Origin of the sequence: Paenibacillus sp. NPDC058174 (assembly GCF_042883865.1) — a bacterium.
GTDB lineage: Bacteria > Bacillota > Bacilli > Paenibacillales > Paenibacillaceae > Pristimantibacillus.
Genome location: NZ_JBHVUY010000004.1, coordinates 41677 through 55044, shown reverse-complemented (window position 1 = coordinate 55044; position 13368 = coordinate 41677). Strand labels below are relative to the sequence as shown.

The window sequence follows — 13368 nt, the reverse complement described above, 5'->3', positions numbered from 1 at the left end:
AAGGGTATCAGATATTAAGTAACATCACAATTAAAAATTCAGTTAATTTAAGAAAAAAATTTGACGAAAAGCATGCATAATGCTGCATAAGAAGCTTTCAATTGAACATGATACCCAGTCAGGCAATAACCTAGTCAGCAAGCTGCGATACACTGCTCGCAATTTGTACAGTTGACGATATTTGTCGACAACTACCAAAGGAAATTGTAGGATAATGGAATGGAGCATATCATGCAACATTTGAAGTTAGTGTCGATTGACAATCAGGGGAACTAGGAGACCTAGGGAGAGGAACAGCTTCATGCTAAAACTTAAAAACCGCCTGGCAGTAAAATTATCCATTAGCATTCTGGTGCTGCTTATCATTTTGTCCGCCACTTTCATTTACATGCAAGTCCAGAACACCAAGAAGGCTAGCAATGAAACAATCGGCAACTTTAGTATTCACGTTGCCGAAGCCTATGCGCAGCGATTTGACTTAAACGCTTACAAACAATTTCTGAAGGATCCTACGGAGAATGATCTGTATTGGAGCATTCGCGCAGAGATAGATGGATTCCGTTCGCAAATCGGCGCGCAGTATGTATACACCTTTATGATCGACGACGAAGGGAAATCTATTCTGCTCATTGACGGCCAGCCGCGAGGATCGGATTCCGCATCGCCGATTGGGGAAATCACCGATGTGCCCACTGCCTCTGTTGGGGCGTTGCTGAGCGGACAATCATCGAAGACGGATGTGATCCGCAATCCCGAGTACGGAGATTATATTTCTTCCTATACGCCTCTTCGCGACTCCGATGGAACGGTTATCGGTATGCTAGGGATCGATACCAGTGTATCCGTTGCAGCCACGATTCATCAGGAAATCATGAAGAATAGCATCCCCTTATTTATACTCATGGGAAGCTTAACCTTGCTTATCTTTATTCTGATCGCATGGTTCATGTCCTATTCTCTGCGGCCTTTGCGTCTTATCGTAGGCAGTGCGGAAGCAACCGCCCGCGGCGATCTTGCAGAAGCGAAAGCGCTCCTGCTCTCTAGAAACGTGAAGTCCAGTGATGAGATCGGACAGGCATATTCCGCTATGAACAAAATGCTAGAGCGGCTGGGAGGCACCCTTGGAGATGTCCTCGGCAATATTAAGGAAACGACGGATGATCTCGTCCATTCCACCGAGCAGTTCAGCTTGGAGGTACAACAACTGGTCTCCTTAAACCAGCAGCTTGAGCAATCCATGACGGAACTGGCAGATGGAGCCCAGCACCAGCGTATCGCGTCCAAAGACAGCGCAAAATCGATGGAGGAGATTACGCTTGCCATCCAGCGGGTGTCCGAGGCTTCCGCCGATGTATCCAATGCTTCTGGTGAAGCATTAGATACGGTAGAGCACGGGCGCAGCTCCATCCACGGATTGAAGGAGCAAGTCGCTTTCATGTCCCAGGTCGTTAAGCAGACAACGGTGTCTGTACAAGCGCTGAATACTTACATGCTAGAGATCGAGCCTGCCCTCCAATCCATTGCCAGCATTGCCGACCTCACAAAGCTGCTTGCGCTTAACGCTTCAATAGAAGCAGCTAGAGCTGGCGAGCACGGTTCGGGCTTTGCCGTCGTTGCAGGGGAAGTGCGCAAGCTAGCGGAGGCCTCTTCGGTTTCCACGGCGCATATTACTTCGCTTCTGCAGCAAATCCAGCAGGAATCCGCACAAATCGGAGCATGGATGCTGAAGGAAAGTGATGAGATGGCGAGGAGCGAAGAGCTATTCCATCAAGTCGAATCGCTGTTCAACCATACGGCTGACCGGTTCCTGATCGTCAACGGCCAGATTCAAGATATAACGGCAGCCGCCGAGGAGATATCGGCCGGCTCTGAGGAAGTCGCGGCATCTGTCGAGCAAATTTCTCAAATCTCCGTAATGGCTGCAGAAAACGCGAAAGCGGTCCAATCGATGTCAGCCAAACAGCTGAAGGCCACGGAACGCATTGCTGATACGACCAAGCAGCTAGAGACCCGAACGACCGGCCTGGAAGAAGCGGTGCTGAAATTTAAGCTGTAGTGCTACTACGGCTATCAAGTTGAAAAGCATAAGAAAAGCAAAAACCCCGGCCTTAAGAAGGTCGGGGTTTTACTTATTGGTGGGGGCGAACTGTGATTGTACAAAACCGCAATTCGCCGGGGGTATTGAATAGTGTTGTTTGTTAGTATTAGATCAGCTTACTCGCCGATCAGATGATTTACAGCGCTGAACAGCGCTTTGACCGAGGATACCATGATGTCAGCGTCGATGCCGCAGCCCCAATAGGAAGTTCCGTTCGTCGCTTTAATGCCGATATAGGATACAGCCTGCGATTTCGAACCAATTTCGAGCGCATGCTCGGTGTACAACAAATCGGAATAATCAAAGCCCAGCTCGGTTTGCAGCGCATTGCTGATAGCATCCAGCCTGCCGTTGCCGTTACCCGTAATTTCTTTCGTCTCGCCGCCGACGCGAATGGTCACGATCGTCTCGAACTCATTATCGTCTTCCTTGATCCGATACTTGACGAACTCTACAGGCGTGCGCAGATTCACGTATTCGCTCTTGAAAATGTCGTAAATTTCTTCCGGCATCAGCTCTTTTTGCTGATGATCGGATACGTTCTTCACAACATAACCGAAATGCTCACGCATTTTTGCCGGAAGATCCAGGCCGTATTTCTGATGCAGCACGTAACCGATACCGCCTTTGCCAGATTGGCTGTTAATGCGGATAATATCGCCCTCATACTGTCTGCCGATGTCTTTCGGATCGATAAGCAAATACGGAACGGACCAGTGCTGGCGCTCTTTCTCCTCGCGCCATTTCATGCCTTTGGCAATCGCATCCTGGTGGGAACCAGAGAAAGCTGTGAAGACAAGCTCGCCGCCGTACGGATGACGCTCGCTTACGCGCATCTTCGTCAACCGCTCATACACAGCCAGAATCTCCGGCAGGTTGTCGAAATTCAGCTTCGGATCAACGCCGTGCGAATACATGTTCAGAGCAAGCGTAACGACGTCGACATTACCCGTACGCTCGCCGTTGCCGAACAGCGTACCTTCTACGCGCTGCGCACCGGCCAGCATACCGAGCTCAGCATCTGCCACGCCTGTGCCCCGGTCATTATGCGGGTGTACGGACAAAATGACATTGTCGCGATAGCTCAAGTTCTCGCTCATATATTCAATCTGGCTAGCGTAAACATGCGGCATCGACATGGATACCGTTGCCGGCAGGTTAATGATCACCGGATTTTCCGCTGTCGGCTGCCACACATCCAATACTTTGTTGCAAATCTCGAGCGCAAACTCGATTTCCGTACCTGTGAAGCTTTCCGGCGAATACTCAAATTGGAAGTTGCCTTCCGTTTCTTCTGCACATTGCTTCACCAGCTTCGCACCGGTTACGGCGATTTCGATAATTTCTTCTTTAGACTTGCGGAATACCTGCTCCCGTTGTGCCAGCGAAGTCGAGTTGTACAGATGCACAACCGCTTTATGAGCGCCTTTCAAGGAGTCAAACGTCTTGCGAATAATATGCTCCCGCGACTGGGTCAGCACTTGAATCGTTACGTCTTCCGGAATCAGGTTTTGCTCAATCAACGTGCGCAGGAAGGTGAATTCCGTCTCCGATGCGGCTGGAAATCCGACTTCGATTTCCTTGAAGCCGATGTCGACGAGAACTTTAAAGTATTCCAGCTTCTCTTCCAGATTCATCGGCACAATCAGCGCCTGGTTGCCGTCACGAAGGTCAACACTGCACCAGATCGGCGCCTCGGTGACGTATTCCTTTTGCGTCCATTTCAGGCTGGTTTGCGGCGGCATATAATATCCTCTGGCATATTTCTCAACATTTTTCATCGGTGGTCTTCCCTTCCTTATGGTCATTATTGTGTGGAATATAAAATAAACAAAAAAAGCCTCTCATCTCCTTAAAACAGAGACGAAAGACTTGAACATCTTACGCGGTACCACTCCGAAATTCATGCTTGTTATAGCATGCACTCTACAGATAGAAATTCGCAGGCTGCAAGCAGCGGCAAATCTCATACCTCCTGATGATAACGGTCAGGAATCCGGCTCCGCCTACTGACTTGTTCAGCGAGCAACTCCAAGGCGAGTTCAAGCTTCTTCCGCGACTGTTTCGCAACGACCAACAGCTCTCTGGACGCATGGAAAGCTTTACTATTCCTCTTCGTAGTCATTAGAAATATAAATACGTTATCTCTATGCTATACTACAACGGCTGTCTTAGCAAGTCCTCTGACGGGCTAAACAGCTAATTTATTTTTGATACCTTACTGGCAACTTCCCGGCATCAAACTAAGCATGCGCAGAATAGGCAGATTTTATAGCGGAAAATCGAAAAACGAACCCCATCGTGTAGATTGCACGAGGAGGTTCGTTTTTTTGCTTAAAGCAAATGAGTTAGTGGGCTTATGCAGTGCCGGCAGGAGTCATTTTCCCGTCCCCACCTAATTTCTTAAACTTGAGTACTTTACGCAATAGCGGGAGCAGGTAGTAGTCCAATCCATACCGTCCTGCGTTTGTGCCTGCAAAGAGCACGATTCCTCCGAGAAGAACAAGCCATGGGTTGGTGTTTAGCGTGCCAGCGAACATGAACATGAAGTTCATTAAGAGTCCGAAGAAGGCTGCTGCAGCCGTCAATCCCCCAAGAATCAACCCAGCCCCTACGAGGAGTTCGCCGAGCGGAATGATAAAGTTAAAGAGCTTTACGTTCGGCATCGCGAAGTGCTCGATGAAGTATACAAAGTTCGGATAAACCAATTCATGAGTCGTTTTATCTGCTATCGGGTTATTGATTGCGTTTGTCAAAAACCCGGCAGCATCGAATCCGCCCGTTAATTTGTGCCAGCCCGCTTCGATCCATTGATAACCGAGATAGACACGAACGAAGACCATAAGCATTGCAACATATTTATTAGTTCTTAGCCATGCTAACATAATAATCATCTCCGATTTTATTGTGATTTTTTTCACATACTATCTTAAAAAGATACCGTAACTTCTTTTTTACTCGATAAATTAGGATTCAAAGAAAGACTAGATCGCTCAAACCAGAAAAGCTTATGAATGTGATTTGCCATGATACATTCTTCCCTTCTTCTTTGTGTTATGTATTGCTTTCTCCTTGCACCTTTAATATAACATACATTAATCGATATGAATGTGAAAAATTTCACAACATTGTGAACGCTCAAAAGAATCGGTATAGTTTGATAATCGTCCAGTTTGGGATCTGATCGGGAGTGCTTCACTCAAGAAAGAAACCACTCTTATTGGCACAACGGGCGCTTCGCCCAAATCGAGCAGAAAAAGATGAGGATAGGCATATAACCGAGGATAGCTTTGCGAAAAGTCACGTCGAAGATTCGCAAATCCACAATTCTTCCCATCCGTCATCGTTCGAAGTTCCAGTCTTTTGCGAAAAAACCGAGTGCGTCCTTGAAAATTTCATTCAAACGACGCAACCTTGCCTATTTCTCGTAGGCAGATGCATAAGAGCGTTCGCTCCCCGATTTGCGCTCCGTCGCCGTGCAGGGTTCTTCACTTTCTCCATTCCTGCCTCATTTCTATCGCAGCAATCCACTGTACCACACTACTTAAATATCTTTAAACAAATAAATACTCATACTTGAGTATTTGCATTCTTAGGATTTTCGAAACTCTCCCAAGTTCTTCATCATGTTGCTCAATAAATTGTAGGACTGAGGCACGATCAAATTGAAGGATAGACTCCAAAGCACGTGCTTGTTTTGAAAAATCTCTATTAAATGGTTTGGCCTTGACATTCCGTAAAGCCACATCTGTAGGCATAGTGAAGGGATAATCCGTTATATCTGATAGTAGACTCAAACCATGATCAAAATATGGACAAAGTCTATAGCCGGTTGATCCATGAATAAAAGCAATATTGTTTAAGTGACGGTCTTCATTTAACAAAAAAGCATCTAGCTCCATCATTATTGAGAAGTAATCTAAAGTGTCCAAATTAATTTCATTACGAAGAAACTCAACAATGAAAAGGATCGAATCACGTGTGCTCTGGTCGCGAATTACATCATCAAATTTAACACCGTAACTTTCTAGAAGCCGATGCAGAGAAATAAGACTCTCTCCTGGGTTGAGGAAATCATCAGAATAACATCCCTGGTAATCACTACCGTAATCTTCTCTCAATATACACTGGCTATAGGGAACTACTAATTGGGGTTGAATATTTGAGCGTTTAATCATTTCGTATGCTACCCATTCGGCCAGACCTTCATAGCCAAATTTATCAGCCTTACCCCATATGTTTCCCATTTTCCATTTCAGTTGATCGCCCTTACTGCTGCTCACAAAAGTTTGACGAAAATCCTTGCTCACTTGCAAAACGGGGATGGACATCAGCACACGTCAACTCCTCACCAGCGAATCGAATCCACACGTAGTCATCATATAATACACCATGTGTTTTTTTAACTATATCGGCTGGTACATAATCACTCAGTCCTAAAGATTGCAGCACTTTATCGATATGATGCCGAGTACGTGGTAAACAACGCGACTCGAAATAATCTAGCACATCACTAACAAGCACTTTTTTCTTACCTGGGAAAGGCAAAAAGACGGGCGACACCTTGTCATCTTGCCAGACCTCAACGTTCTGATTCGAGTAATCTAGTTTAACTTTAGCGATTACTTGATCGTGCTCTAACACCTCAAACTGGGAAGTGGGAGAAATAAATGCTTTATAGTTCATCCTGTCCAACCTCCAACAAATAGAATCATTCAGTTCCATTCTAAGATATTATTTGAAAACTATTATATCATTCAATCTATTTAATCTTTGATTATTTAATAAGTTGTCCGACAACAAAAATAACCGTAGCTCTCTCAAAGGAGTATCACGGTTATTTTTAATTGTTCTTATATTATGGATGCTTTATCGTTTATACAATCTTGCAATTTTGCTTTAATATCAAGAATTATACTACTGTAATCATTTAATATCTCCTGTATCCTTGTTTTTTCATCTACACTACCTGCAGAATTTAATCTCTTAATAAGGTCGTTCGCATTGTTAATATCACTAACATATGCTTTTATTTTGCTTTTGCCTCTGAATCTCTCGATGTACCCGTCTATTTCGTGTAGTGCTTCCGACATTTTCTTATTAGGGTCCTGTAAAAAGAACTTTACTTGCTCATCGCTGGCTTTGTGAATGAATGAATCGCTTTTAAGATCCAAAATTCCTATGAGTCCCTTTTCAATCTTCGACAACATTGTTGTTCTTATCATTTCTAATTTAAAATGTTCTACGAACTCTGGCTTTAACCTAGATAGAGTATTCAACCACTTCATTAAATACGATAGAATAGAAATAGAATATTTATTATTTTTCAAGTTATCTTCAATTTCTGAGTGCGGATAATAATTAAATATTTGTACTCTTAGAGAAACAAATGCACAACTTTTATTCATTTTTCGCGCAAGCTCACTAAATGAGCACTTCTCCCAATATATCCACATATCATACGTATGCTTTGCCCATTCATATACACTCCAATCTGTTTTCCCTCCTTGTACAGAACCAAGCCTTTCTTGTTCTTCTTCTTTGGTCTTTGGAGCTTCTACCAGATATACAGGTATCTTCTTATGCGATAATTTTTTGGCTGCCTCCAATCTTCGATGGCCAGATAAAACAATGTATTGGTCCCCTCTTTGATAGCAAGTTATAGGCACTTCCCACCCCTTTTCTCTAATCACCCGTTGCATCTCATCTGTCTTAATAGCAGTATTCGTTCGTGGGTTTAAAGGGTTAGGAATAACGTCTTTAATATCTGCCATTATAAAACTTGAGGAGAATTCCATATCATAATCCCCCTTTTAATTCAATGCTCTTAGCATTGATGTTATGTATTAACTTATCCATCACGCCCATCAATTGCTTTGCTTCTTTGTGGTCATTCCATTCAATATTTTTAATGGCTTCTAGCGAGTCATCCAATAGCTGATAAATCTTTTCGTTATTACGTTCTTTCTCTGCTAGTGCAATAGTCAATTCAATTTCTGACTGTCGTAATGTTTTTGTTGTGTCCGAAAGAAATGAAAATATCTCTTTAGAAGTAGCCTTGCATACAAAAAACCTATCATTAGCGATTTGACTATTGAAGCATTTATTTTCGTATTTCGTTAACATTTGTTTCCTGATAAATTCTTCGGTCATTGATTCCACATAATCAGGTTGATATTGTACTAATCGCTTAATCCATATTAGGATGTAATCCAGCATAGTAATTGAATACATTCCATTTGTTAATTTATCCTCAATTTCAACGCGTAGATAATATTTATATACACGTATTTTAGCTTCCACCTTTGATTTAGGGAGACCCACTTTTTTTGCGAATTCCGCGTATGATATTCCACCGGCATAGATCCAGCGATCATAAATGTTTTTTGCTATTTCATACGGTGTCCAATCTACCTGGATACTCTGCAATGATCCTAGTCGATCTTTTTCTTCTGCAGTAGTTGCCGGAGGCTCTACAACAAACACTGGGATCTTGTAATGTCCCAATTGTTTTGCGGCGTTCAAGCGACGATGGCCTGCCAATAAAATATAATATTGCCCTCTTTTATAACAGGTTACCGGTTCCTCCCACCCCTTGGATATTAGCGTTTCTTGCAGTTGTTCTGTGTTGACTGCCGAATCCTTTCTTGGATTACTTGGGTTGGCACTGATTAATTCGACTTCAATCCATTCAAAGTTCTTCTTCTCAATATTTTCCACTATGTTTCTATCCTCTCTATCTTCCTCCAGCACAGAAATTTGCATTAGCAACTCCTCGTTCCTATTTGTGATTTTTTGGTTATCTAGCCCACACTTTTTTAAAATTTCATCAATATTCTTTTTTAATTGGATTGCAGGAATATTGCAATGCTCAATTATATTTTCTCTGCTGTAGCCGTTAATTAGCATGAATGAAATCTTTTGTTCCATCTCCGAAAACTCACTTCTGCTTTCTATCTGAAACAACTCGTCCTGATTTTCTTCAGCCGGTACAGTATCAATGATTTGATCATCACCAGAATTCCACTGGTTTTTTGTGGCTGGTTCATGAAGATAAATCGTACGTCTTATCAATAAAAAATTTATCGCTTCTGCAGCCATTCTATAGGAGCAACCTATTGCCTGAGATATGTGGTAAGGTGATCGCCCTATTAAATCTCTTCTTTTTATTTCCAGAATCAGGCTATTCATTTTTTTACTGGGTCGTATATAGTTATAGTGCTGTATTGTAAAATCTATCATCTTGCCCTTTACAAATTTATAGGCGTAACGCCAAAAAAGGTCTTTCCCTTTACTAAAGTCAAATTTGGGGTACGCTTCAATGAGTCCTAAAAACCCTTGCTGTATCAAGTCTTCAAAAAGCCATTTGTCATAGAGCATTCTAACATTAACAAATTTTCTTGCTGTTCTTCTTACGTTTCCTGCATATCTCTCTACGATTTCTTCGATAGTTGATTCCCTACATACAGGCTGATTCAAAGGTTATCCTCCCCTCACCACACGAGTATCTAGGCAGATTATAATTTATAAATCGTCGGAAATCTTGCATTCGGCAAAGGTTCCAATAAGACAACAGTATCTCGATTTTTCCAACATTTTACTACAATTATTTCACCTTAATACTCGTCAAACAGAAGGAGAGAGCAGTGTTTATCCAAAATGCTGTACCAACGTCATACCATTGTCCGCTCCAAGCTTCTTATATCTAAAGATTCGTGTGGTACTGATCGAGGCATTCCAGAAATCATGAAGTTTATCGGAAGCGAAATATCGAGGAACAGCAAAAACCCCAACCTCATGCGGTTGGGGTTCTACATATTGGTGGAGGCGAACCGTGGATATGCAAAACCACAATTCGCCGAAGTGTTATGATTAGGTTGTTTCGAGAGATGACTGTCATCCTCTCTAAAGACTTGTCTTCCTCTCCGTAGGCACTTCGAGCAATCAGCCAGAAACTAATTTAACGATTTTGATAAACGATGCCTAGTTCTTTTAATTTAGATTTTATTTCAGCATCGATCTCTGCTGTTTTTCGATCAATTTCCCCTAGCTGCAGTTCGACAGTTTTAATGTCGATCATCTCTTCCTCTATATCCTTATCGATATACCTCGAAATATTCAAATTATAGTCGTTATCTCTCAACTCATTCAACGTAGCCAGATAGGAATAATGTTCGATTTGTTTCTTGTTAATATAGGTATCGGCAATTTTATTAACATCCAAGTCCCTCAGTTGGTGCTGAGGTCTTCCACTCTCATAATCATGAGAAGCGTCAACAATCAGGATCTTCTCGTTTGTTCCACGACTCTTTTTCATGACGAGGATACATACTGGAATTGTTGTACCATACATAAGGTTAGGGGGCAATCCAATAATCGCATCCACATAATTTTGGTTTTCAACGAGAAAACACCGTATTTTCCCTTCTGAGCCTCCTCTAAACAGTACTCCATGCGGTAATACGGCGGCTAGTGTACCCTCATAATCCAACTGATAAATCATATGCTGAACAAATGCAAGATCAGCCTTCGATTGGGGGGCCAACACACCAAACGAACCAAAACGCTTATCATCTAAAAAATGCGGACCTGCACTCCATTTTGCGCTATAAGGGGGATTAGCCACAACCGCCTCAAAACGTATGTCCATATGCCTAGGCTGCTCCAACGTATCATCGTTACGAATATCAAATCGATCAAACGTAACCCCGTGTAACAACATATTCATTCGGGCTAAATTATAAATCGTACTCATTTTTTCCTGACCGTAAAAATGTCCAACCTTCACTTCCTTCGCAATGCTTAGAAGAAGCGAAGCAGAACCGCAAGTTGGATCATAAACATTCCTTAGTTCGTTTTTCCCTGTCGTTACTATTTTAGCAATGAGTGCAGAAACTTCCGGGGGGGTGTAGAATTCCCCTGCTTTCTTACCTGCGTTCGCTGCAAACCGAGAGATTAGAAATTCATAGGCCTCTCCAAAATGTACCGGGCTTATACTGTCATCTGAGAATAGGATTTCGTGAATGGTTACCATAATGTCAGGGATGAAATTAGATTCCGATTTCAAAAGACGTTCTAATAGGGAAGAGGACATGTCCATATCAATAAATAAATGTTGCAGACTGCGCTCGCTGTCAGCCCCCATTATAGAGCGATTAAAACAATCAATGCCTGACTGAAAACATTCGACATTGAATAAACTTTTCTTTATCTGACTAACCATGGTCGAGAATAAGAACTGAGGTTCAATAACGTATCCTAGAGCCGAAATAAGCTCTTCCCTTAAACCATCATGCATTTCTTCATCTTGCCACGCTTCCTCAAATGAACGTTTATCATGTCGCAGCAAATGACTAACTCGATCTTCGATATTCCGCGATAGGTATCCATAACATATAATTCCCAAGAAGTAATCACGTATAGCTGATTCTTCCAAATATCCGCGCAAATAATCAAGCCGTGACCATAATCGATTAAGAAGTTCGAATCGCTGTGCAGAAATCATCTCAAACCCTCCTGCAGGTAAGACCACAATTGTTGATTAATACTTTTCTCTTCAAGGTAGGTACGCTGCATCAATAATCTTTTTTTATTCAATAAACTTCTATATACATCTCCTATAATCTTCTGTTCCTTAAAAGAAGGTACCACCATAGGTAATGCCCGAAGTTTTTGAATTGAGAGCGCTGCCACGGTTGTTCCTTGCGTCGCTTCACTCAAATATTTTCGGCTCTCAGGAGATTCATTCAAATACCACTCCAGATAAGGAGCATATAATGCTTCATTCACTCTAATAATGGCAAAGTTCGACGGCACGAGCCTACCCATATATTCCAGTCTTACAGTTGCCGCACGGTGTGATATTAAGTTAAGAAGAACCATGTTCTCATCGGTTACAGGCAGTTCTTTTGCCTTGTTTTCCGATACAAGAATTTCTTGAGGTTTATCATGACTTCGATTTTCATTCCCCAAGCTTTCGTTCATTTCTTTCATCGAATAAAGCATTAGCATAACCGAACTTAAGCCCGGTGTAGCCTGTACACGGGATAAGTTAGCTCCTTGTACAACATTCCCGTAATCAGCGAGATTTAACAATCCCCTCACCTCACAATAACTTAAACTTCAATCCTCTTGTATTCGTCAAAATGTTTAGCGATAAAAAGGTTGATATAGGTTTGGAAGTTTCTCTCCGTAAGAATGGATTGGCCTGTCCATTCATAAAGAGACAAGTTCTGAATGAAGGATTCCAGTAACCCCATCTTGTACAATCTAATAATCAGATTTCGTTGTTCACGTTTAGTCCTTGAGGTCGATCCGCTATTTTCCATTATTGTCCTTACTATTCCGAGTAACAGATCTGTAAGTTCTACCCCAATTTCCTCTCCTTTACGTTTGTAACTGCATTCTGAAACGAAGTAGGGCTCGCCCCTGTAGAGGGCATGAGCGTTTAGTTGTTTCTTCAATGAGTTTGCTAAATCAAGCCGTTCATACTCATATGCATGCTCAATATACAGAGCTGCGTTCAACTGAGAGGATTTATCGTATTCTCTGAGCAATCCGTACATGATCCTCTCGGGGAATTTGGTATATACAGTATACTCTGTAATCTCGGCTTTTAATCCGGATCCAAACCGGATTGCGTCTGCTTCGATTTGGTTATAATGATAATGAAGAATATTCAATTGAGCGTACGGTGCAATTTGCACTGCCACTTGGAATAACTTGATGATACCATTGCGCATCTTGGCATCACCCGAATAATCAGTCCAATGAAATGAATATTCGTTATTCAACTCGTGCATCATAATTAATGCATCATTTTTATAAATATCCGTCGGGAAGCAAAGTGCGCCCATCAATTGGACTGCATTATTCTGTTTTCCACTTTCATCAAAGAAAATGGAAAGAGTCGTATTATTCGCGGCAGTTTCCATAGCTCAAACCTTCTCTCTGTACAAAAACGTTGTTTTATGGCATACTTAATTAACAATAAATATTATACACAGGATTCACTCGCAGCGCCTGAGATTGCGCGTGGTCCGCTCTTCTAAAGGGAACTTGCACTGCTTGATGTGCACGTTCCCTTTTTGTTATTGTAAATAATCACCTTATAGTCCCTATCATACACTTATATCAACAATATATCAATTGCTATTTATCGCAATAGCAATTATATTGGATATACTCATTATAAGATCTATAATAAGCAACGAGACTAGTCTGAATTTGTCAAAATAATTAAAGGATTGGGTGAAGGGCAGGACGTAGGA

10 protein-coding genes and 1 other annotated feature are annotated in these 13368 nt (G+C 42.1%); of the genes, 1 reads left to right on the top strand and 9 read right to left on the bottom strand.

Annotation, left to right across the window (positions count from 1 at the left end):
* The first annotated feature begins 301 nt into the window (after positions 1-301).
* On the top strand, positions 302-2056 hold the full coding sequence (locus tag ACFVVF_RS19525) for a methyl-accepting chemotaxis protein (RefSeq protein WP_387813285.1): 1755 nt from the start codon (positions 302-304) through the stop codon (positions 2054-2056).
* 158 nt (positions 2057-2214) lie between these two features.
* Here ACFVVF_RS19525 and leuA read toward each other — a convergent pair whose 3' ends face one another.
* The 9 genes from leuA to ACFVVF_RS19480 form a co-directional block, all read right to left on the bottom strand.
* Positions 2215-3879 (bottom strand): 2-isopropylmalate synthase, encoded by a 1665-nt coding sequence (gene leuA / locus ACFVVF_RS19520; protein WP_387813282.1) that lies wholly within the window; start codon positions 3877-3879, stop codon positions 2215-2217.
* Positions 3880-3954: 75 nt separating this feature from the next.
* Positions 3955-4226 (bottom strand) — a binding site (T-box leader).
* A gap of 229 nt (positions 4227-4455) precedes the next feature.
* Positions 4456-4986: a DoxX family protein gene (locus tag ACFVVF_RS19515; protein ID WP_387814270.1), complete on the bottom strand. Its 531-nt coding sequence runs from the start codon at positions 4984-4986 to the stop codon at positions 4456-4458.
* 666 nt (positions 4987-5652) lie between these two features.
* Positions 5653-6429 carry a HipA domain-containing protein gene (locus ACFVVF_RS19510; protein WP_387813279.1) on the bottom strand — a complete coding sequence of 259 codons (777 nt, stop codon included), beginning with the start codon at positions 6427-6429 and terminating at the stop codon, positions 5653-5655.
* Positions 6368-6784 carry a hypothetical protein gene (locus ACFVVF_RS19505; protein WP_387813276.1) on the bottom strand — a complete coding sequence of 139 codons (417 nt, stop codon included), beginning with the start codon at positions 6782-6784 and terminating at the stop codon, positions 6368-6370. Before ACFVVF_RS19505 ends, ACFVVF_RS19510 begins: the two co-directional genes overlap by 62 nt.
* 167 nt (positions 6785-6951) lie before the next feature.
* Positions 6952-7872 carry a ParB/RepB/Spo0J family partition protein gene (locus tag ACFVVF_RS19500; RefSeq protein ID WP_387813273.1) on the bottom strand — a complete coding sequence of 307 codons (921 nt, stop codon included), beginning with the start codon at positions 7870-7872 and terminating at the stop codon, positions 6952-6954.
* Positions 7873-7897: 25 nt separating this feature from the next.
* Complete coding sequence (locus tag ACFVVF_RS19495; RefSeq protein WP_387813270.1) at positions 7898-9577, bottom strand: ParB N-terminal domain-containing protein; 1680 nt, start codon at positions 9575-9577, stop codon at positions 7898-7900.
* Between the two features lie 481 nt (positions 9578-10058).
* Entirely contained in the window at positions 10059-11603 is a 1545-nt protein-coding gene (locus ACFVVF_RS19490) for a type I restriction-modification system subunit M (protein WP_387813267.1), read from the bottom strand.
* Entirely contained in the window at positions 11600-12193 is a 594-nt protein-coding gene (locus ACFVVF_RS19485) for a restriction endonuclease subunit S domain-containing protein (protein WP_387813264.1), read from the bottom strand. The genes ACFVVF_RS19490 and ACFVVF_RS19485 overlap by 4 nt, the downstream gene beginning before the upstream one ends.
* Positions 12194-12213: 20 nt before the next feature.
* Complete coding sequence (locus ACFVVF_RS19480; RefSeq protein WP_387813261.1) at positions 12214-13032, bottom strand: hypothetical protein; 819 nt, start codon at positions 13030-13032, stop codon at positions 12214-12216.
* Positions 13033-13368 lie beyond the last annotated feature (336 nt).

What these genes read in the sequence shown, in the direction of transcription:
- ACFVVF_RS19525 (WP_387813285.1), top strand. Translation starts at nt 302, where the DNA reads ATGCTAAAACTTAAAAACCGCCTGGCAGTAAAATTATCCATTAGCATT.
- leuA (WP_387813282.1), bottom strand. Translation starts at nt 3,879, where the DNA reads ATGAAAAATGTTGAGAAATATGCCAGAGGATATTATATGCCGCCGCAA.
- ACFVVF_RS19510 (WP_387813279.1), bottom strand. Translation starts at nt 6,429, where the DNA reads ATGTCCATCCCCGTTTTGCAAGTGAGCAAGGATTTTCGTCAAACTTTT.
- ACFVVF_RS19505 (WP_387813276.1), bottom strand. Translation starts at nt 6,784, where the DNA reads ATGAACTATAAAGCATTTATTTCTCCCACTTCCCAGTTTGAGGTGTTA.
- ACFVVF_RS19500 (WP_387813273.1), bottom strand. Translation starts at nt 7,872, where the DNA reads ATGGCAGATATTAAAGACGTTATTCCTAACCCTTTAAACCCACGAACG.
- ACFVVF_RS19490 (WP_387813267.1), bottom strand. Translation starts at nt 11,603, where the DNA reads ATGATTTCTGCACAGCGATTCGAACTTCTTAATCGATTATGGTCACGG.
- ACFVVF_RS19480 (WP_387813261.1), bottom strand. Translation starts at nt 13,032, where the DNA reads ATGGAAACTGCCGCGAATAATACGACTCTTTCCATTTTCTTTGATGAA.